Raw genomic sequence first — 19,114 nt, 5'->3', positions numbered from 1 at the left:
CCCCATCCAACGCGCATCACGCCTTTCCGGTTCCCCGTGCCGGTCACGAAAAAATACCAGCAGTGCTTGGGCAACTTCGGGTCTATCGTTGGTCCGTGCAGCCCGGCTCGGATGGAGTCAGTGCCTTCGCGAACGACGTTCCGGCCAGTGCGGACGCCGTCCGGACGGTTGCCGCTGCCCGGCTAATACCGGGAGACGCAGAACGCAGGTTGCGGCGGGATTGGCGTACCGCTCGGGCCGAGGGCGGGTCGGTGGTGCCGGACCTGGCGGATTATCTCCCCGATTCGGAGTCGATCCGGCGCCGGTGTCTGATGCAGTTGATCGCCGTCGACCTTCAGGAGCGGTGGCTGCGGGCGCATCGACCGAAGCGGCTGGCCGAGTACTGCGCTGATTTCCGCTCGATCCTGACCGATTTCGACGTGGGATCACTTCCGGTCGACCTGGTCTACGAGGAGTTCTGCATCCGCCGCCAGAGCGGGGATTCGGTGACGCCCGCCCAGTACGTCCGCGAGTATCCGGCGCACGAGGACGCGTTGGCTCGGTTGTTGAACATCGGCAGCGGCGAGAACACCGAGATGCAGTCCCCCGACCTGGACGCGACGGGACCACAGAAGACGATCTCGCAGGACACGAGATCCCAGGACACGAGATCCCAGGACACGAGACCGGGGGCGGCGCCGACGCACCCCGGATCTTCGGACGAGCTGGAGGATCTCGACGCGGGTGATCGCGTCGAGATTTCGATCTGCTGATGGGCCTCGGCCGCGGCGCGTTCGCCCGCGTGTTCCTGGCCCGGCAACGTTCGATGCAGCGAATCGTCGCGGTGAAGATCTCCTCGAACCACGGCAGCGAGCCGCAGATGCTCGCCCAGCTCGATCACGACTACATCGTCCGAGTCTTCGACCAACGGATACTTCCCGGTCGAGGGCTGCGTCTGCTGTACATGCAGTATCTGCCAGGCGGGACACTTCTCGATCTTCTTAGTCGGGTGCGTACCTGCCCGGTCGAATCGCGCAGCGGTCAGCTGCTGCTGGACACCGTCGACGCCGCACTCGAATCGCGAGGAAGCGTTGTTCCGACGGATTCGTCCATCCGCGAACACATTTCGACCCTGTCGTGGCCGGAGACCGTCGCATGGCTTGGGCGGCGGCTCGCGGACGCGCTGCACTACGCCGGCGAGCATGGAATTCTGCACCGCGACATCAAACCGGCAAACATTCTGCTCACCGCCGAAGGCGTGCCCAAACTCGCCGATTTCAACATCGGATTCTCCGACCAGGTCGACGGTGACAGCCCCGTCGCCTACTTCGGCGGATCCCTGTCCTACATGTCCCCGGAACAGCTGGAGGCGTGTCACCCGTCGCGACCGGGACGTGCCGACCAACTCGATACCCGCAGCGACCTGTATTCCCTCGGTGTCGTGTTGTGGGAGTTGCTCACCGGCAGCAAACCGTTCGACGACGCAGCGGCGGCGAACGTCGACGGAGACCGCACGGTGATCGACGCGCTGCTGACGGCCCGTGAGGACGGCGTGACGGCTGCCGCGCAGGCGTCGCTGCCTGCGGACTGTCCGGCCACGTTGCGTCGCGTACTGCTGACCTGCCTGTCCGCCGACGTAGACCAGCGCCTGCCGGGCGGTCACGACGTGGCCCAACAGTTGGATCTGTGCCTGGATCGTCGTGCGCGTGCTCTGGTCGACCCGCCGCCGACGAGTGCTCGCGCCCGGCTTCGACCGTTCACGGTGCCGGTGATGACCGCCGCGATCGGGATCCCCAACGTGACGGCGGCCGTCTACAACTACCAGCACAACAAGGCGCTCATCATCGGCGATCTGATCCCGGTGGCGCAGGACAGATTCGAGACCGTCACGGTGGTGATCAACGGTTTGTTCTGGCCGATCGGGCTCGCCCTCATCGTCTACTTCTTCCGACATGTCCTGGCGGTTCCGGCCGCCCTGCGCGGCGGGCGCGACGTGTCCGACGACCGACTGGCGCAGGCTCGGGCAGACACCCTTCGTGCGGCGGGCAGGGTCGTGGCGGTGTGCCTCGGACTGTGGATATGTGCCGGAATTGCGTTTCCGGTGTCCCTGCAGATCGCCGCCGGATCGGTACCGGGTCAGGCGTACGTCCATTTCATCGCGTCACTGGTGGTCTGCGGCGCGATGGCGACGGCCTATCCGTTCTTCCTGGTGTCGCTGTTCACCGTCCGATGCCTGTACCCGTCACTTCTTCCGTACGGAAGCGCAGGCGACAGGGATCACGCGCTGCTCGACGCACTGAGCCGTCGAAGCGTCGGCTACCTGACGGTCGCCGCCGCCATCCCACTGGTTGCCGTCGCCGGTCTCACGTTCGTTCCGGCGTCGGACATCCCCGGCGTCCTCGACGTCGTGCGCGTGGTGTGCATCGGGGGCATCGCCGCCTTCGTGGCGTCGTACGCGATCTTCCGGTCGGTGGAGCTCGACCTCGGTGCGCTACGTCGAGTGGTGTCGCGTAAGCCGACGAATCAGCTGTAGACGTGCGGTGCGAGCGTCCCGATGTACGGCAGGTCCCGGTACCGCTCGTTGTAGTCCAGGCCGTACCCGACGACGAACTCGTTGGGGATGTCGAAGCCGACATCGGAGACCTCGACGTCGACCTTGATGGCGTCGGGCTTACGCAGCAACGTCACCACCGACAGGGACGCCGGGTTGCGCGTCGCGAGGTTGCGCTTGAGCCAGGACAGCGTGAGGCCCGAGTCGATGATGTCCTCGACGATGAGCACGTGCCTGCCGTTGATGTCGCGGTCCAGGTCCTTCAGGATCCGCACGACGCCCGAGGACGACGTGGACGATCCGTACGAACTGACGGCCATGAACTCCAGCTGCGTCGGAATGGGGAGGGCACGCGCGAAGTCCGTCATGAACATGATGGCGCCCTTGAGCACACCGACCAACAACAGATCACCCTCCGGCGCATCCACCGGGTACCGCTTCGCGATGGTCTCGGCCAGCTCGGCGGTGCGGTCTCTGATCTGCTCTTCCGAGATGAGAATCGATTCGATGTCGCCCTCGTACACGCCGGGTCCCTTCAGGTGTTTCTCGTGGTCGGATTCAGTTCCATTCGAGCTCTGCGTTCAGCCTGCCATGTCGGCGCCCCACCACCAACCTCGCACCCGTCGGCGCACCGCTCACTGCGACTCCCCCTTGCCCGCGCCACGCACCCACGAGATCGTCGACGAGCCGTAACTGTTTGTCCGACAGTCCTTTCGCGCCGCGCTCCAACAGCCACAGCCGCAGTGCTCGTCGACGAAGCGCAGCAGGGCGCTCGGTGAGCATCGTCACCAGAACCGCGTCACCGTCGCGCGCGAGGTCGAGCAGCTCGGCGGCCAGGTCGTCGAGAACCTGCGCGTCCTCCCGTATCTGCGCGGCCGTCCGGCCGAGGGCCTCCGCGACAGCGCCGCCGAGGACGTCGTCGAGCAGCGGCAGGACTTCGTGCCGGAGCCGGACCCTGGTGAACGCAGCGTCGGTGTTGTGCGGGTCCTCGAACGGGACGACGCCGAGTTCGCGGCACGCCTGACGGGTCACGGATCGACGCACGCCCAGCAGCGGACGTCCCCACGGGTCGTCCCACGCCTGCATTCCGGCGATCGAACGCGGACCGGATCCCCGACCCAGGCCGAGCAGCACGGTCTCGGCCTGATCGTCGAGCGTGTGCGCGACCAGAACCGGCCTGCCTGCACGCGCGTCGCCCAACGCGTCGTACCGGGCGCGCCGGGCGGCCGCCTCCATCCCACCGCAATTTCCGACGTCGACCGTCAGGACCACCGCATCACTGCATCCGAAGGCCACGGCCTGCGCCGCCGCCGCAGCCGCGACGTCGGCGGATCCTTGCTGCAGACCGTGATCGACGACGAGGGCGAGAACATCCGGTACCTCGGCGACTGCGGCTGCGGTCAGGGCCAGCGAATCCGCGCCACCGGACAGGGCAACGGCGACGGGTCCCCCGCCATGATCGGCCGACCACGAGCGGACGGCATGCCGGACGCCCAGAATCGCCGGTTCCTCGGGAAGCAGCACCGGCTGCGCCTGGTCGGACCGACTCAGCCGAGGACGCGCGCGATCCACCGGTCCGGGTCCTCGATCTCGGGGAGCAGCGGCAACGTGTCACCGTCGGTCCAGATCGTGTTGAACCGCTCCATCCCGACTGCGCCGACGACGTGGTCGACGAAGGCCTTGCCGCGCACGTACTGCGCCATCTTCGCGTCCACGCCGAGCAGCGCCCGGACAACTCGCTGGAGAGGGTTCTGCTTTCGTCTCCGACGACCGTCGAACGCACTGCGGATCTGGGCGACGGACGGGACGACCGCGGGCCCGACTGCGTCCATGACGTGGTCGGCGTGGCCTTCGAGGAGGGTGCCGAGCACCAGTAGACGATCGATCGCGTCGCGCGTCTGCGCCGGCTGCGTCGCGCGGAGCAGCCCGACGATTCCGGCGTCCTCGGCCTTGTCCGATCCCTTGCGGTTCTTGAGCGCAGCGGTGAGCCGGGACGCGACTTCGCTCACCGGCTCGTCGACGCCGTCGGAGAGCAGGGCCACGTTGCTGCGCATGTACTCGCCCAGCCACGGCGCCGACGAGAACTGCACGCGGTGAGTCACTTCGTGGAGGCAGACCCACAGGCGAAAGTCACTGGGCGACACTCGAAGTGCGCGTTCGACGGCAATGATGTTGGGCGCGACGAGAAGCAGTGTTCCGTTCTCACCCGTGAACGGATCATACTGTCCCAGAATGGCACTCGACAGAAACGCGAGCATCGCCCCCGCCTGCAATCCCGCGGGCTTGCCACCGAGCAGGCCGGACGGTTCGGTGTCCGCCTCCCCGGTCAGGTGCTTCATCGACGCGGCGGCGGCCTCGATCCAGCCCGCGCGGTCGACGATCTGCGCCTGCGGCACCGCAAGGCCGTCGGCCAGACCGGTGGTGTCACGAACCGGACCCTCGGCACGAACGGACGCCTCGGCGAGTTCGGCGACGATGGCATCGGCGGTGTACCGGGACGTCGACGGAGGCTTCGGGGCGAGTTTGGCGCCGGTCTTCGACGCCAACGCCCAGTCGACGGACGCCCCGATCCCGCCGGGAGCCTGGGTGTCGTCCTCGCGCTGTGAATCCGTGTTCGAGCGGGTCACCGGCAACCACACATCCTGAGTGTCGACGCCACTGCGTCCAGTGCCGGCCGTGAAATCTCCGGCGGTCGGTCGTTGGACATCAGAGCGAACGTGAGTGCCCTTCCGTCGACGTCGACGACGTATCCGGCGAGAGCGCTTGCTGCTGACAGTGTGCCAGTTTTCGCCCTGACCCATCCGGCTCCGATGCGGTCGTCGCTCGCGTACCGGTCGGACAGGGTTCCGGTGGAACCGGCGACCGGCAGGTAGTCGAGCATCGGGCGAAGCTCTTCGCGCTCGGTACCGGCGGCGGACGTCAGGATCTGATCGAGGATTCGGGCGGGTATGCGGTCGTCGACGGACAGGCCGGACGCGTCGTGCAGTGTCATTCCGGTGAGGTCGTAGCCTGCCGAGAACAGCGCCTGCCCGATCGAGTCCACCGCCCCGGTGAACGACGCCGACGTGTTCGTCTCGATCGCGATCTCGCGTCCGATGGCTTCGGCGAGGACGTTGTCGGACCGGCCCATCATCTGACCGAGTCGCTCACGCAGTGGCGCCGACTGCACACTGGCAACCTGGTCGGCTCCGTCCTGCGCCGTTCCGATCGTGACGCGCGCCTGGTCGATCCCGAGCCCACGGGCAAGCGCGCGTCCGGCGTCGAGGGCAGGCTGGGCACTGCGGGGCGACTCGTCCTCGAGCGGTACCGACCTGCCTCCGTCGATCATGATCGGTTCGATGGGCGTGATGTAACCGGCGGCAACGTCCGGATCGAACCATCCCTGCGCCATCGTCGGGCCGGAGTAGATCGAGGTGTCGACGACGATGCGGTCGACGGGCACACCCGAACGCTGGATCTGCTCCACGAGATCGTCGATCCGTGCCGCTCCCGGATAGAAGCCGGGGCTTCCCTTCGGCTGGGCGGTGATGGTCGGGTCGCCCGCGGCGACGATCACGATCTCGCCGTCGTTCTGCCCCTTGACCACCCGCGTGGTCACTCGGTGGTTCGACGGCATGGACAGCATCGCCGCGGCCGCGGTCAGCACCTTCGTCGTGGACGCAGGAGTCATGGGGGTGTCGCCGCCGGAGGACCACAGAACATCGCCGCTGACCGCGTCGGCGACGACTCCGGTGAACGCGCCGAGTGCGTCCACTCCGACGACCGGCGCCAGGGCGGCCGCCACGCCTGCTGCGGTGGGCGCGACTGCAGCATCGGAGACCGGGGTGAACGCCGGATCGAGCTGGATCGGATCCGGTTCGGGTGCGGACGCGGCCTGCGACTCGTCGCCCGAGATGCCGGGAACGATCGCGGCGACCGCGGTTCCGCCCGCGGCCAGGGCCACGATCACGCCCAGCACGAGCAGGACTCTGGTCCGTCGGCGCTTGCGCCCCGCCGTCGGGCCGAGAGAACGCTTGGTCAACCCCGCCACCATTCCTCCGTCAGTTCAATCTCGCCATGTGAGCAGAAATGTGTCCCCCAGGACGCATTTCTGCTCACAACGGCTCGGCGACAGTCCCTCAACACTATCGCCCTGTCCGGTACGCTTGCGCCGCCACCATCGTGCGTCACTTCGGGCGCACCCAACGTAGAAGAAGAGCGAGGGCGTGCACGTGTCGTTCGACGTCACCATCGAGATCCCCAAGGGTCAGCGCAACAAGTACGAGGTCGACCACAAGTCGGGTCGCGTTCGGCTTGACCGCTACCTCTACACGGCGATGGCATACCCGGCCGACTACGGCTTCATCGAAGGCACCCTCGGCGAGGACGGCGATCCGTTGGACGCGTTCGTTCTGCTCCCGGAATCGGTGTTCCCCGGCGTCATCGTCGAGGCACGCCCGGTTGCGATGTTCAAGATGGTCGACGAGGCGGGCGGCGACGACAAGGTGCTGTGCGTTCCCGCAGGCGACAAGCGCTGGGATCACATCCAGGACCTGTCCGACGTGTCGACGTTCGAGCTGGACGCCATCAAGCACTTCTTCGTTCACTACAAGGACCTCGAGCCGAACAAGCACGTCACCGCAGCCGACTGGGTGGGGCGCGCCGAGGCAGAAGCGGAAATCGCTGCATCGTTCAAACGTTTGGCGGACAATCCGGAGCACTGACACACGATGCTCGGCCATCGTGGGGTGAAGAGAGAACTTCGAGCAACGTAAACCAGGGAAAGCATCAGGTGGGGAGAAACATGACCGACAGCAACACGACAGGCGAGCGTCGTAATTCGGAATCGAGAGCCATTTCCGATCCGGCACAGTTTCCCGATCTTCCCGTCACGGTCGTTCTCGACCGGATCCCGGTGCCGATTCTGGCCGTCGACCCCAGTGGCGCGATCGTGTTCGCCAACGAGGCGTTCGACGAGCTCTTCGGCACCGACCGGTCCGAGCCCGCGGACTTCCACCTGCACGACATCTTCCCCGACCAGGCGCCCGAGGGCGTCAACGTCGCGGACATGTTCCTGACGACCGTCGCCACCCGCGCCGACTCACTGTGGCGCATGACCGACAAGACCGGTGACGTTGTTCAGGTCCGGGCCAGCAAGTCGATCCTTCGGCGTGCGGAGGACAACCTGGTGCTCGTCGCACTCGAAGATTTCACCGATCAGCTCTGGAACGACCCGAAGAGCGCACTGCGCTGACGGCTCGGCCCACGTTCCGCATGCCTCGACAGGGGCCCGCGGGACGTGGGCTGTTTGCTTGATATGGGCTGTTTGCTTGATATGGGCTGTTCACTTGTCGAACACACGCACCTGATTGCCGCCCGACCGTTTCGCCTCGTACATGGCGGCGTCGGCCTTCAGCAGGGCTGAATGGATCATCGCCGACGCATCCTGTGGCTGCAGGCTCTTCCACCGATCGACGGACACGACGGCGGCTCCGACGCTTCCCGTGATCGACACTTCGTCGGCGGGCTCGTGCAGAGATTCGAGGATCATGCCCGCGACTTCGGGCGCCTGCGACCTGGTCACTCGTACCGCAGCCGTGAACTCTTCACCACCGGTGCGGGCGACGCAGGACTCGTCGGGCACGACGGCTTCGAGACGGTGCGCCGTCGACCTCAGCACCCGGTCTCCCGCTGCGTGGCCGCGACTGTCGTTGACGGACTTGAACCGATCGAGATCGACGACGAACACTGCGACGTCGTCCCCGTCGCCGGACTCGGTGAGCAGTCGTTCGATCCGAACTTCGAATCCGCGTCGATTCAGCAACCCGGTGAGCGAGTCGGTGACCGCGAGTTCCAACTGAGCTTTGATGACGGCTCGGAACACGATCACGGAGTTGACCACGACCAGGGCGACGAGCGCCTGGGCCACGACGGACGCGGCGTCGTGCACTCCCTCGATGTAGGTGCCGACGGCCAGGACCACGATCACCGCGCTGACGAAGAGAGAATGCAGCCGTAGAACCGTGGTGGACGAGAAGTACGCGATGTAGATGCCGATCACGGCGAACAACACGGTCGCGTACAGCGCTAGCCCACGCTCGGCGAACGTGAACAGAACGGTGGCCACGCCCACGTCGGCGTAGAGGACGAACCATCCCGGCATGCGCACGACTTCGCGGCCGTGCACCCACCACCACCCCCCGACCGGGAGAGTCGAGAGCAGCACGGCACCACACAGAATGCGCCGGAGATCCGACGACGGGCCTTCGTCCGAGAGCATCACCACGGCGCCGATGACGGCGAACACGGGAACGAGAACCGCGATACCGAGACCGACCCTGCGCTCGAGTCGATCCGCCGGGGCGGAGCCTGAGTGCGGACGGAAGGTACGCGGGAACCACCGTCGTGTGCCGTCCAGCACCGCGTCCTCCCTTGTGGTCAGCGTGCCCGGGATTCGATGTCTCCGAGCGATCGACTCGTTCAGTCGCGGCCGGAGGGCGCGTCGGGCCTGACTCGCTCGTAGTCGGTCAGGAACCGGTCCAGCAGGTCGACGAGCGCAACTCGATCCTCCTGAGTCCAATCGGCCAGTACCAGCCCGAGGCTGTCGGTGCGCTTGCGGTGCATCCGGTCGGCGACGCTGCGGCCGGTCTCGGTGACCGCGAGAACGTACGCACGGCCGTCCTTCTCGTCACGCACTCGCTGTACGTGGCCGTGCTCCACCAGCTGCGCAACCTGCCGACTCACGGTCGACGGGTCCGAGTTCACCAGAGTCGCAAGCTCACTCGATCGCATCGGCCCGTCGCGCAGCAGCCGGAAGAGGCAGACGAACGCTGCGCCTTCCACGCCACCGGACTCGACGGACATCTGAGCCAACTTGCGCTCGCGAATGCGCTGCAGTCGGACGAGCTGAGTGCCCAGCTCCTCGGCGGTGTCGATGTCGGCGGTACCGCTCATGTCAGCTGCCACTGAAGTTCGCCGGCCGTTTCTCGAACACGGAGGTGATGGCCTCGGTGAGGTCGTTCGACGCCAGGAACGCTGCGTTCCAGGCCGCAACGTAGCGGAGACTGTCGTCGACGGCGGCGGACCGCGAATGGTCGAGGACCGTCTTGATCCCGTGTACGACGAGCGGAGGGTTGGCGGCGATCTCCGCCGCGGTCGCCCGAGCGCCTGCGAGCAACGCGTCCTGATCCTCGAAGACGTCGTTCACGAGACCGATCTTCTCCGCACGAGCGGCGTCGATGTCCTTGCCGGTGAGCGCGAGCTCACGCAGATGTCCGTCGCCGATGATCGCGGGTAGACGTGCAAGCGAACCCATGTCCGCGACGATCGCGACCTTCACCTCACGAACACTGAACTTGGCATCGGCACTGGCGTAGCGAATGTCGGCGGCGCTGATCAGGTCGAGGCCACCGCCGATGCACCAGCCGTGCACCGCCGCGACGACGGGCTTGCGGCAGTCGGCGACGGCGTTCGAGGCCAGCTGCATGCGCTTGATGGTGTCGTGGAAGGTGGTGCGCGGACCCGCGAGCGCCTTGTCCGCCATCAGCGGCGCGAACTCCCCGCCCATGGCAGCCAGATCGAGGCCGTACGTGAAGTTCTTGCCGGATCCGGTGAGCAGAACCGCGCGCACCTCGTCGTCGGCGTCCAGCTCGGCGAACAACCGCGGGCACTCGCTCCAGAAATCGGGGCCCATCGCGTTGCCCTTACCCGGCCCGAGCAGCGTCACCGACGCGATATGGTCGGAAATCTCGACCGAGAATGCGTTCCAGTTCCGTTCCGTCATGAACCCGAGAGTAACAAGCCTGGGGCAGCCCACCTCGGCTGTCGGCGTAGGTCGCAGCAACAGCAGTTTGCTCGTCCTCCACTCGCCCTGCACATGCTGACCCACACCCCACGAACGAAACGACACCGACGACCCCGCACCGTTCCGAACGGCGCAGGGGCTCGGGTCGGGAGGGCTGGAAGTGCAGCACCGTGTTACGCCGCGTTACGCCTGGGCTAAGACCCTGCTCAGGCCTGGAGTTCGCATCCTCGGCGGCTCATGATTTCTTCATGATGATGCACCAGGGACTCGGGCTCGAGACGTTCAACGATCTGCCGCGTCGCAAAGCGGTGCACGCGCTGTACGAGTGCAGCTGTTCGCACACGTGGGCATCACGAGTCGCCGACGCGCGGCCGTACGGGTCGTACTCCGAGTTGTTCGCGCGGGCGGATGCAGAACTTGCGGAGCTGTCCGACGCAGACGTGGACTACCTGGCGTCGACGCTCCGGCCTGTCGGACGTACGTGCGCTGGGATGGATCCGGCGACGCAGAGTGTGTTCATCGACGCGTGCCGCATGTACATCGAAAGGTTCGGTTACGGCTACATCGTGTGCTCGACGATGCTCGGTGACGATTCCTTCCGTCTCGACCCCCGCGCCGTGCTCGTCGACCTGGGGCATCGCCTCGACAATTCCGACGAGACCGAACGCAAGGTCATGCGGGACGAGCTGGCGAAAATCAACCGCACGCGCATCGAGCGCGTACTCGGCCCCGAGGACGGTTGGCCGCCGTACTGACGTTCGGACGATCAGCACGGCGGCCACTCGTCAGGACAGTTCTTCCTGCAGGCGCTCGACGAAGTTGGTTGCGCTGTAATAGTCGAGCCGGAACGTGTCCAGTCCGACGGCGTAGACGTGCTGTTGCTGCACGGCAGGAGTCTGTGCGAGCAGGGGGTCGGCTCGGTACTCGGCCACGTCGGTGTCGTCGGCCGTCACGAGAACGACTGTCTGCCCGGCCAAGGCGAGCGAGTAGTTCTCGGGCGAGATCTGGACGATGTCCTTGCGCGCACCCATCGACGTGTCACCCAGTGCGGCCGAGGGGATGTCGGCGAGAGTGAATCCCAGCTCGGTCAACAGACTTCCCTGCGCGGATTCTTCCGTCCACACGTTGGACCCCTCGGCGCCGTTGTAGACCAACGCCGTGGTCGGCTGCGGCGGCAAGGCCATCTCCGCCTTCGCAGACGCCACCAGATCCTCGAACGTCGCGATCTTCTCCTGCGCTTGCGCCTCGTGGCCGGTCGCTTCGCCGAGAAGTTCGGTGACGTCCTGCCACGAGTTGTTGCCGTAGTCCACGACGATGGTCGGCGCGACTGCACTCAACTGGTCGTACAGGTCGATCGCCGAGTCCGCACCGGTCTTGGAGACGACGATCAGGTCCGGGTTCTGACCGATCACCTGCTCGACGTCGATGTCCGTCGCGGGAAGCGGTTCCACGGCGCGTTCGGCCGCGATGTCACCCCACTGCGTGAAGAATCCCTGGCCGTCGGCGACGTCGGTGTTCGGCGATGTCGCCCCGCTCGCGACCACGGGAGCATCGATCGCCAGCAGAGTGCCGGTGAGGGTGACCGCCGTGGACAGAATTCTCTCCGGCTGCGCCGGAATCTCCACCGGCCCCTGTTCGGTCTCGACCGTTCGGGGCCAGGATCCGTCGGAGGACGCTACTGCTGTTGTCTCGGAGTTCTCGGCCGCGTCGTCGGCGGACGAACTGCAACCGACGAGGGCGACCGTCGACGCGATCAGTACCGCCGCGGCGCGGGTGAAGGTACGGCTGGTGGGCACGAGGAATGAACCTTTCGATCTGAGGTTAGGCTTGCCTGATGGTAGTTGATGTGGAAACGACAGTGCGCTCCCAGCTCGCGGAGGCCGGATCCGAGCCCGAGTTCTGGAAACGCGTCTCGCGCGCGGGAACTCCGCGAATCGCGGCCGTGGCCGACGGTCGCGTGCAGGTCAGCTTTCTGTACAGGCATTCCAGCGGCGCGGATCCGGCGCGCGTGTATTTCGACGCGAGCTCGTTGACCGACCATCACAGTGCGCAGTTGACGACGATGCGTCGACTGGACGACACAGGCATCTGGTTCTGGTCCACCGAGGTCGCATCGACGTGGCGCGGCAGTTACCGGTTCGTGCCCGCATCGGCGGAGTTGGTTGCGCAGGTGGATCCGCCCGGGATAGCCGACACGGTAGCGGGGGTCCGATCGAGGTTCCTCGGGCTTCTCGATCATGCGGTGGCCGACGAGTTCAATCCACGACGGTCCTCGGCGTCGGGCACGGACCGGGCGTCATTGGCCGAGATGCCGGACGCGCCCGTCCAACGCTGGTGGCACCAGGTGGACAAGACCGGCGAGGATCCGCACGAACTTGTCTGGGACAGCACTGTTCTCGGCAACAGCCGACGCGTCTGGGTGCACCGGACCCCGGGCGACGTCGATGCACGACGCCCCCTGGTGATCGTTCTCGACGGCGAGCGCTGGGTGGAGGACAATCCGCTCGCGCCGGTTCTGGACCTGGCCACCGAGGCGGGCGAGTTCCCCGCGGCTGTCCTGGTGTTCGTTCACACGATCGACAACGACACACGGGGTAGGGAACTCCCCTGCAACGCCGATTTCTGGCGAGCGATCACCGACGAGCTGCTGCCGCTGGTGGCCGACATCACACCGTTCACCGACGATCCGACGCGGACTGTTGTCGCCGGGCAGAGCTACGGCGGCCTGGCAGGAATGTTCGCCGCACTGACCCGGCCGGACCGGTTCGCGCTGGTGGCGAGCCAGTCGGGCTCCTTCTGGTGGCCGCAGATGCCGCACGGCGACGTGCAGGGCCCACTGGGTGGGCGCATCGCGGACATGATTGCCGATCAGGCGGTTTCGCCGTTCCGCGTGGACATGACGGTGGGGATTCACGAAGGGCACATGCCGGCGAACAACGAGCGCATTGCGGACATGCTGCGAACTCGGGGCATCGACGTTCGATACTCCGAGTTCGACGGCGGTCACGAATGGCTGTGCTGGAGAGGCGAATTGGTCGAATCGTTGATTCGACTCCTGGGTTGAAGCTCTATCGGCGCTAGAACAGATCCAGCGTCCGGCCGACGAAGGCAAGCACGACGATCACGACGATCAGTCCGATCACACCGAGAACAACAACGGGCATGGCCAGGCTGCGCTGCGGGGGCTCGTGTTGCGGTCCGCTCACTCCCGTCTCGGCGGGAGGGGTATCGCCCGGCGTGACGCCGCCGCCGGCCTCGAGGCCTGCAGTGTCGTCGGGTTCAGGATTTTGAGCAGTCATGAGTCGTAGTTACCCATCCCTGTCGGCTCCAATCAGGAGTGGAGCCTGCGAGATTTCGGGATGCCCGGGTTCAACGTTCGAGAGCGGCGCGTGCGATTGCGCCGGTGAAGAGGGCGGAGATGGCGTCGCCGATGGCGTCGTGGTCGATCTCTTCAGGGTCGACGGAGTGTTCGACGGCGAGGCCGGAGATCAGGGCGAGCAGTGATGTTGCGACGCGGCGTGCGTCGATTCCGGTGCCGACGCCCCAGTCGTCGGCTCGTTCGGCGATCAGTCGTTCGAGTTCGTCGCGGAGTCGGCGGCGTTCGTGTCGATATCCGTCGGCGAGGCTGGGGTCTCGGCCGGCTTGGATCCCGTATTCGGTGACGAGCAGTGGCCAGCGCGGTTCGTCGACGACCCAGGAGGCGATGGCGTCGCCGCTTCTGCCTGCGGCGTCGCCCGGGCCGAGGCCGGAGACGGTGTCGATGACGCGGGTGGCGAGGTCCATCGACTTCTTGGACAGCAACTCCGCGAAGAGTGCCTGTTTGGATTCGAAGTTGGAGTAGACGGCGCCCTTGGTGAATCCGGCTCGGCGGGCGATGTCCTGCAGTTTGGCTGCGGCGTAGCCGTTCTCGGTGAATTCGTCGGCGGCGGCGTCGAGCAGTCGTTCGCGCACGTTTTCGCGGCCGGGACGTTGTGTCGGCGCCCACGTTGCTTGACCCTGTCGGTTCACGATACCTAGAGTATTCAATACCTGAGGTATTCACAATCATGTCGGAGGAGATCGCATGCGCAAGGTCGTCTGGATCGCGTTCGGGGTACTACTGCTCCAACTCGGCTTCATCGCGAGCTATGTTGCCGCGTTCCATCAGCCCACCCCGCGGGAAATACCCATCGCGGTGGTGGCCGAGCAAGGTCTGCCCGCAGGAATCGACACCGACACCGCGGACAAGCTCAATGCCATCGACGGCACACCGCTCGACGCGCGCGCGGTCGCCAGCACCGAAGATGCCAGGTCGTTGATCCGCGACCGCGAGGTGCTGGGCGCCTATGTCGTCAGCGCCTCGGGCACGGACACGGTCATCACGGCGAGCGCCGCGGGAAGCTCCATCTCCGCTGCCCTCGAGTCGATCTTCACCGAGGTCGAGGCCTCACAGGGCCGCCAGTTCGTCGTCCGTGACGACATCCCCGTCGGGATCCACGACAACCGCGGACTGTCCGGGTTCTATCTGTCCGTCGGCTGGGTCGTCGGCGGATACCTGCTGGCCGCCGCGATCGGCCTGCTCGTCGGCGCCCCGAAGTCCCGCCGCGACGCCGCTGCCCAACTCGGAATCTTCGCCGCGTACTCCGTGCTGTCCGGTGCGCTGGGAGCGCTGATCGTCACCCACCTGCTCGGCACGTTCGCCGGTCACTGGTTCCCGCTGTGGCTCCTCGGCACCGGAGTGGTGTTCGCGACGTCGATGTTCACGCTCGGGCTGCGCGCAGCCATCGGAGTGGCGGCGGTACCGATCGCCATCATCGTGTTCGTGATCCTCGGAAACCCGAGTGCCGGAGGCGCGTTCGGACCCTACGTACTCCCCGAGTTCTACGCCGCCGTCGGGCGGTGGATCACGCCGGGAATCGGCACCGAGGGTGTGCGCAGCATCGTGTACTTCTCCGGGACGGGCCTCGGTCAGCCTGCACTGGCCCTCGCGGCGTATTCGGCGGTGGGGATCGCCCTGCTGTTCGCCTTCACGAAGGCCGCACGCACCGAGCAACCGGACGCACTCCCAGTATCCTGACCACCATGACAACCACCTTCCCCCTCCCCTTGCCAGATCTCGCGGTACGCACTCTCGGTGGCGCAGTCGTGTGGGCGAACGACGAAACGTTCGCGGAGAAGGAGAATCTGGTCAAGCCGGGGAAGGCCGATTACCAGACCGCCACCTTCGGTCACAAAGGGCAGATCTACGACGGCTGGGAGACGCGGCGGCGTCGCGAATCGGGTTACGACGAGGCCATCGTGCGGCTCGGAGCGCCGGGTGTCGTCGACGCAGTCGTCGTCGACACCGCCTGGTTCACCGGCAATTACCCGCCGGAGATTTCCGTCGAAGCGGCGTCCGTCGAAGGCTTCCCGTCGGCGAAGGAACTGTACGAGGACACCACGTGGGAGACCATCGTCCCGAAGAGCGCCGTCGAGGGCGACTCCGAGAACCGTTTCAAGGTGGCCTCGGAGGAGCGCTGGACCCACGTCAAGCTCAGCATCTACCCGGACGGCGGTGTCGCGCGGTTGCGAGTGCTGGGCCGAGGAAAGCCGGATCCGCGCTTCATCGCCGCAGGCCCGTTCGATCTTGCGGCGCTCGAGAACGGCGGGTACGTCTCGGCGTGCTCCAACATGTTCTACAGCTCACCCAACAATCTGTTGTTCCCCGGACCGCCTCGCTCGATGGGCGAAGGATGGGAGACATCACGCCGCCGCAACGACGCCAACGACTGGGTCCAGGTCACTCTCGCCGGAACGGGCACGATCCATCTGGCCGAGCTCGACACGTCGTGCTTCCTCGGAAACGCTCCCGGTGCTGCGTCGTTGACGGGCAAACTCGGAAACGGTGAATGGATCGAACTGCTGCCGCGCACTCGTCTGCAGCCGGACACCAGGCATCGCTTCCTGCTCGATCACTCCGAGCCGGTGTCCGAGGTGCGCATGGACATCTTCCCCGACGGCGGCATGGCGAGGCTCAGGCTGTTCGGCGAACTGCGCAACGAGTAACTGCGAACGGGCCGAGTGGCAATACCATTGGAAGATGCCCCGGCTACTTCACCCGAACGCAGCCCACGTCGCGGACATTCTGATCTCGCGCGGACACCACGGCGTCGTCGTCACCTCGCCCGAGCCGACACCGACGGCCGAGGCCGCCGCTGAATCGTTGGGTGTCGCCGTCGGCGCGATCGTGAAATCGCTGGTCTTCCTGCTCGACGACGATCCGGTTCTTCTGCTCGTGTCGGGTGCGCATCAGGTGAACCTGGAGGCGACAGGCGCCCGCCTCGACGGAACGTTGACGCGTGCCCCGCTCGACCTCGTCAAGCACGCGACCGGGCAGCCGATCGGCGGCATCGCGCCCGTCGGGCACCCCACCAACCTGCCCACCTACGTGGACGAGTCGCTGGCCGAACACAAAGAACTGTGGGCGGCGGCGGGGCATCCGAACACTGTCTTCCGGACCACCAGCGCGGAACTACTGCGCATCACCGCAGGACTCGCGGTCGACGTCACCTGAACGCGTGACCCGACCGCGAGGGTGACCTGGATCAGGACGCCAGCACTCGGCTGCGACGAGCGACGCCTGCACCTTCGAGAACTGCATCCGCTGCGAACACCACGCCGCGGTCCTCCAGCCACGGCACGACGCCGTCGGCGACGCGGTCCAGATTCCGGGACGTGGGCCCGACGGGCAGGAGGGTCACACCGTCGGCGACGTCGGCGGCCTTGACATCGGCGATCAGGCCGGCCAGTCCGGAGGGTGTGCCGACGTAGCGAATCGACCCGGGCACCGTAGGCGCGTCGAGGGCCGCGAACTCGCGGCGAGCCGTCCTCGCGTCGTCGGCGATGTGGATTTCGATGTCGAGGAACACGGCGACGCTGTCCGCGTCTTTGCCCGCCTCGACGGCCTCGGCGCGGGCACGAGCTCGTGCCTGCTGCCCTTCACGAAGGTCGGCGGCTTCGATCCGCACGATCGTCTCGGTGGGGGCTGCGTCGGTGATTTCGGTCCACTGCGACGGGTGGACGAGTGCTACGCGTACGGCTGAACTGTTCGACATGAAGGTGAAGTCCTTCTGGTGCAAGCAGGGATATGACGGCTGAGGCCTAGCCCGAACGCCTACACGACCCCGAGGCGGTACGGCACAGATCGACGTAGCGATCCGACCAGAGTCCGCTCTGCGACAGAGCAATTGCTGTCATGAAGCGATGCTAACCGTTTGTGTGGCGCATGGGGATCCCACGCCTGCGGCACCGTCGGCCAGATCGGGGAACGGGCGGGGATCCGGCACCGGATTCCACCATCCGCCGTCCTCCTCGTACGTCCAGGACGGTCCGTCGGTTGCGAGGGTCCGGACCACGTCGATCAGCCTGTCGACGTCGCCTCCGGAACTGCCGAGCCCCAGGCTGGCGCGTACGGCCCCGCCTGCGTGGCCGAGCCTGGACAGCAGTGGATGCGCGCAGAACTTGCCGTCGCGCACACCGATTCCGTGCTCTGCCGACAGGTACGCGGCGATCTCGCCCGGGCCGTACCCGTCGACCGTGAATGTGACAATGCCCACAGTGTCCGGTGCGTCGTTCCAGACCGTCAGAAGGCCGACGCCGTCGATCGACGACAGACCGTCGCGCAGACGGTCGGACAGTTCGCGCTCGTGCGAGATCGATCCTGCCGACTCGTGCCGAGCCAGCGCCTCGCATGCCGTGGCCAGTGCGACGACTCCCAGGACGTTCGGAGTTCCGGCCTCGTGCCGTGCGGGCACCGGCGCCCATTCGGTCCGATCGATCGAGACCGAGCGCACGGCGCCGCCTCCGGCGAGGTACGGCTCGGCCGCGTCGAGCCAGTCCCGCTTGCCGACGAGGACGCCTGCACCGTGCGGCGCGTACAGCTTGTGGCCGGAGAACGCGAGGTAGTCGACACCCAGATCACCGATGTCGATGCGGCGATGCGGCACCAACTGCGCGCCGTCGACGAGGATGCGCGCACCGTGCGAGTGCGCGAGCTCGGCCAGTTCGCGGATCGGCAGCACCTCTCCGGTGACGTTCGACGCGCCGGTGATCGCCAGCAGCGCAGCGGGTTTCGTCTCCAGCTCGACCTCGATGCGCGTCAGCGTCTCGGCGATCGAGTCGGCGGCGACCACAACGCGACGATCCCTCCACGGCAACAGGTTCGCGTGGTGCTCGATGTCCAGCACCACGGTGTCACCCGGTACACATCCCGCGAGCAGGTTCAGCGAATCCGTGGTGTTCCTGGTGAAGACGACGACCGAATCCGGTTGTGCGCCCACGAAATCGGACACCGTCACCCGGGCCTTCTCGTACGCGGCCGTGCACACACGGGATGCGTACCCGGCTCCGCGGTGCACGCTCGAGTAGTACGGAAGCAACTCGGCGATCCGTGCGGTGACCTCGGCGAGCGCAGGCGCGCTGGCCGCGTAGTCGAAATTGGCGTATGTGCAACTCGTTCCGTCGACCAACGGGACCTGAAGGTCAGCTCCGCTGACGGCCGCGAAAGACGCACACGAGTTGTTCAGAACAGCAGTCATGACAAATAACCCCTTGTCGATCAAGGGACCCGACGTACCTGTCGGAAATCGAGTCCGCGCTTGCTGCACCGGTTTTCCGGCGCCAGCCAGGTCGTCACCCGGAGCACCCCACCGCGGAGGAGGGTTGCCGACCAGCAAGCCGGGGCTCGATGCTGGTACTCATGACCTGAAAAGAGGATGGCAAACGCGGCGAGGGATTGTCAACCTCCCAGGTAGGAAACCCTTCGACAGGGGCGAACGGGTCAC

Annotated in this window: 19 protein-coding genes, 1 pseudogene and 1 riboswitch; of the genes and pseudogenes, 8 read left to right on the top strand and 12 right to left on the bottom strand. The window is 66.3% G+C overall.

The window, feature by feature from the left end; genetic code table 11:
• The first annotated feature begins 311 nt into the window (after positions 1-311).
• Positions 312-2,512: pseudogene (locus tag CH292_RS17345) on the top strand (serine/threonine-protein kinase).
• Here the strand turns inward: CH292_RS17345 and hpt are convergent.
• From hpt to dacB, 4 genes are read right to left on the bottom strand one after another with little or no spacing between them, the layout of a single operon-like run.
• A complete protein-coding gene (hpt, locus tag CH292_RS17340) occupies positions 2,503-3,054 on the bottom strand; it encodes a hypoxanthine phosphoribosyltransferase (protein WP_019663052.1) in 552 nt (183 codons plus the stop codon). The pseudogene CH292_RS17345 and the gene hpt sit on opposite strands and share 10 nt — an antisense overlap.
• 34 nt (positions 3,055-3,088) lie before the next feature.
• The gene (gene tilS / locus CH292_RS17335; RefSeq protein ID WP_037183068.1) at positions 3,089-4,102 is read right to left on the bottom strand and encodes a tRNA lysidine(34) synthetase TilS; all 1,014 of its coding nucleotides are present in this window, start codon (positions 4,100-4,102) and stop codon (positions 3,089-3,091) included.
• Positions 4,078-5,100, bottom strand: coding sequence for a zinc-dependent metalloprotease (locus tag CH292_RS17330; RefSeq protein WP_249277332.1), 1,023 nt, complete (start codon positions 5,098-5,100; stop codon positions 4,078-4,080). Before CH292_RS17330 ends, tilS begins: the two co-directional genes overlap by 25 nt.
• Before the next feature lie 53 nt (positions 5,101-5,153).
• Positions 5,154-6,563 carry a D-alanyl-D-alanine carboxypeptidase/D-alanyl-D-alanine-endopeptidase gene (dacB, locus tag CH292_RS17325; RefSeq protein ID WP_020110923.1) on the bottom strand — a complete coding sequence of 470 codons (1,410 nt, stop codon included), beginning with the start codon at positions 6,561-6,563 and terminating at the stop codon, positions 5,154-5,156.
• A gap of 178 nt (positions 6,564-6,741) precedes the next feature.
• On the opposite strand from dacB, the gene CH292_RS17320 reads away from it, so the two are divergent.
• Both CH292_RS17320 and CH292_RS17315 read left to right on the top strand, forming a co-directional pair.
• Positions 6,742-7,233, top strand: a complete 492-nt coding sequence (locus tag CH292_RS17320) for an inorganic diphosphatase (protein WP_026347416.1) — start codon at positions 6,742-6,744, stop codon at positions 7,231-7,233.
• An 80-nt stretch (positions 7,234-7,313) separates the two neighbouring features.
• The gene (locus CH292_RS17315) at positions 7,314-7,763 is read left to right on the top strand and encodes a PAS domain-containing protein (protein WP_019663047.1); all 450 of its coding nucleotides are present in this window, start codon (positions 7,314-7,316) and stop codon (positions 7,761-7,763) included.
• 90 nt (positions 7,764-7,853) lie between these two features.
• Here the strand turns inward: CH292_RS17315 and CH292_RS17310 are convergent, their stop codons facing one another.
• The 3 genes from CH292_RS17310 to CH292_RS17300 are packed head-to-tail and all read right to left on the bottom strand — an operon-like array spanning position 7,854 to position 10,292.
• Positions 7,854-8,930: a diguanylate cyclase gene (locus tag CH292_RS17310; RefSeq protein ID WP_094627825.1), complete on the bottom strand. Its 1,077-nt coding sequence runs from the start codon at positions 8,928-8,930 to the stop codon at positions 7,854-7,856.
• 59 nt (positions 8,931-8,989) lie between these two features.
• On the bottom strand, positions 8,990-9,463 hold the full coding sequence (locus CH292_RS17305) for a MarR family winged helix-turn-helix transcriptional regulator (RefSeq protein WP_230594322.1): 474 nt from the start codon (positions 9,461-9,463) through the stop codon (positions 8,990-8,992).
• A 1-nt stretch (position 9,464) separates the two neighbouring features.
• Complete coding sequence (locus CH292_RS17300) at positions 9,465-10,292, bottom strand: crotonase/enoyl-CoA hydratase family protein (RefSeq protein ID WP_019663044.1); 828 nt, start codon at positions 10,290-10,292, stop codon at positions 9,465-9,467.
• Between the two features lie 269 nt (positions 10,293-10,561).
• Between CH292_RS17300 and CH292_RS17295 the strand changes: the two genes are divergently transcribed.
• Positions 10,562-11,068, top strand: coding sequence for a 2-oxo-4-hydroxy-4-carboxy-5-ureidoimidazoline decarboxylase (locus CH292_RS17295; protein ID WP_019663043.1), 507 nt, complete (start codon positions 10,562-10,564; stop codon positions 11,066-11,068).
• A gap of 30 nt (positions 11,069-11,098) precedes the next feature.
• On the opposite strand, the gene fepB is transcribed toward CH292_RS17295, so the two are convergent.
• Positions 11,099-12,109, bottom strand: coding sequence for a Fe2+-enterobactin ABC transporter substrate-binding protein (gene fepB / locus CH292_RS17290; RefSeq protein ID WP_094655311.1), 1,011 nt, complete (start codon positions 12,107-12,109; stop codon positions 11,099-11,101).
• Between the two features lie 38 nt (positions 12,110-12,147).
• Between fepB and fes the strand changes: the two genes are divergently transcribed.
• Positions 12,148-13,377 (top strand): enterochelin esterase, encoded by a 1,230-nt coding sequence (gene fes, locus CH292_RS17285; RefSeq protein WP_256978197.1) that lies wholly within the window; start codon positions 12,148-12,150, stop codon positions 13,375-13,377.
• A 13-nt stretch (positions 13,378-13,390) separates the two neighbouring features.
• Here the strand turns inward: fes and CH292_RS17280 are convergent, their stop codons facing one another.
• A complete protein-coding gene (locus CH292_RS17280; protein ID WP_019663040.1) occupies positions 13,391-13,612 on the bottom strand; it encodes a DUF6480 family protein in 222 nt (73 codons plus the stop codon).
• Positions 13,613-13,682: 70 nt separating this feature from the next.
• Entirely contained in the window at positions 13,683-14,264 is a 582-nt protein-coding gene (locus tag CH292_RS17275) for a TetR/AcrR family transcriptional regulator (RefSeq protein ID WP_019663039.1), read from the bottom strand.
• 112 nt (positions 14,265-14,376) lie between these two features.
• Here CH292_RS17275 and CH292_RS17270 point away from each other — a divergent pair, with 112 nt between their 5' ends.
• From CH292_RS17270 to CH292_RS17260, 3 genes are read left to right on the top strand one after another with little or no spacing between them, the layout of a single operon-like run.
• Entirely contained in the window at positions 14,377-15,369 is a 993-nt protein-coding gene (locus CH292_RS17270) for a hypothetical protein (protein WP_019663038.1), read from the top strand.
• A gap of 5 nt (positions 15,370-15,374) precedes the next feature.
• Positions 15,375-16,337, top strand: a complete 963-nt coding sequence (gene alc / locus CH292_RS17265; protein ID WP_033190138.1) for an allantoicase — start codon at positions 15,375-15,377, stop codon at positions 16,335-16,337.
• Between the two features lie 34 nt (positions 16,338-16,371).
• On the top strand, positions 16,372-16,845 hold the full coding sequence (locus CH292_RS17260) for a YbaK/EbsC family protein (RefSeq protein WP_019663036.1): 474 nt from the start codon (positions 16,372-16,374) through the stop codon (positions 16,843-16,845).
• A 31-nt stretch (positions 16,846-16,876) separates the two neighbouring features.
• Here the strand turns inward: CH292_RS17260 and CH292_RS17255 are convergent, their stop codons facing one another.
• Together CH292_RS17255 and CH292_RS17250 are read right to left on the bottom strand one after the other, a co-directional pair.
• Positions 16,877-17,386, bottom strand: a complete 510-nt coding sequence (locus CH292_RS17255) for a hypothetical protein (RefSeq protein WP_230594324.1) — start codon at positions 17,384-17,386, stop codon at positions 16,877-16,879.
• Positions 17,387-17,524: 138 nt separating this feature from the next.
• The gene (locus CH292_RS17250; protein WP_094655309.1) at positions 17,525-18,868 is read right to left on the bottom strand and encodes an aminotransferase class V-fold PLP-dependent enzyme; all 1,344 of its coding nucleotides are present in this window, start codon (positions 18,866-18,868) and stop codon (positions 17,525-17,527) included.
• A 51-nt stretch (positions 18,869-18,919) separates the two neighbouring features.
• A riboswitch (SAM riboswitch) is annotated at positions 18,920-19,035 on the bottom strand.
• Positions 19,036-19,114 lie beyond the last annotated feature (79 nt).

Origin of the sequence: Rhodococcus sp. 14-2470-1a (genome assembly GCF_002259425.1) — a bacterium.
Lineage (GTDB): Bacteria > Actinomycetota > Actinomycetes > Mycobacteriales > Mycobacteriaceae > Rhodococcoides > Rhodococcoides fascians_E.
This window is presented reverse-complemented; position numbering and strand designations above follow the sequence as displayed.

What these genes read in the sequence shown, in the direction of transcription:
- dacB (WP_020110923.1), bottom strand. Translation starts at nt 6,563, where the DNA reads ATGGTGGCGGGGTTGACCAAGCGTTCTCTCGGCCCGACGGCGGGGCGC.
- CH292_RS17315 (WP_019663047.1), top strand. Translation starts at nt 7,314, where the DNA reads ATGACCGACAGCAACACGACAGGCGAGCGTCGTAATTCGGAATCGAGA.
- CH292_RS17305 (WP_230594322.1), bottom strand. Translation starts at nt 9,463, where the DNA reads ATGAGCGGTACCGCCGACATCGACACCGCCGAGGAGCTGGGCACTCAG.
- CH292_RS17300 (WP_019663044.1), bottom strand. Translation starts at nt 10,292, where the DNA reads ATGACGGAACGGAACTGGAACGCATTCTCGGTCGAGATTTCCGACCAT.
- CH292_RS17295 (WP_019663043.1), top strand. Translation starts at nt 10,562, where the DNA reads ATGATGATGCACCAGGGACTCGGGCTCGAGACGTTCAACGATCTGCCG.
- fes (WP_256978197.1), top strand. Translation starts at nt 12,148, where the DNA reads ATGGTAGTTGATGTGGAAACGACAGTGCGCTCCCAGCTCGCGGAGGCC.
- CH292_RS17280 (WP_019663040.1), bottom strand. Translation starts at nt 13,612, where the DNA reads ATGACTGCTCAAAATCCTGAACCCGACGACACTGCAGGCCTCGAGGCC.
- CH292_RS17270 (WP_019663038.1), top strand. Translation starts at nt 14,377, where the DNA reads ATGCGCAAGGTCGTCTGGATCGCGTTCGGGGTACTACTGCTCCAACTC.
- alc (WP_033190138.1), top strand. Translation starts at nt 15,375, where the DNA reads ATGACAACCACCTTCCCCCTCCCCTTGCCAGATCTCGCGGTACGCACT.
- CH292_RS17260 (WP_019663036.1), top strand. Translation starts at nt 16,372, where the DNA reads ATGCCCCGGCTACTTCACCCGAACGCAGCCCACGTCGCGGACATTCTG.
- CH292_RS17255 (WP_230594324.1), bottom strand. Translation starts at nt 17,386, where the DNA reads ATGTCGAACAGTTCAGCCGTACGCGTAGCACTCGTCCACCCGTCGCAG.
- CH292_RS17250 (WP_094655309.1), bottom strand. Translation starts at nt 18,868, where the DNA reads ATGACTGCTGTTCTGAACAACTCGTGTGCGTCTTTCGCGGCCGTCAGC.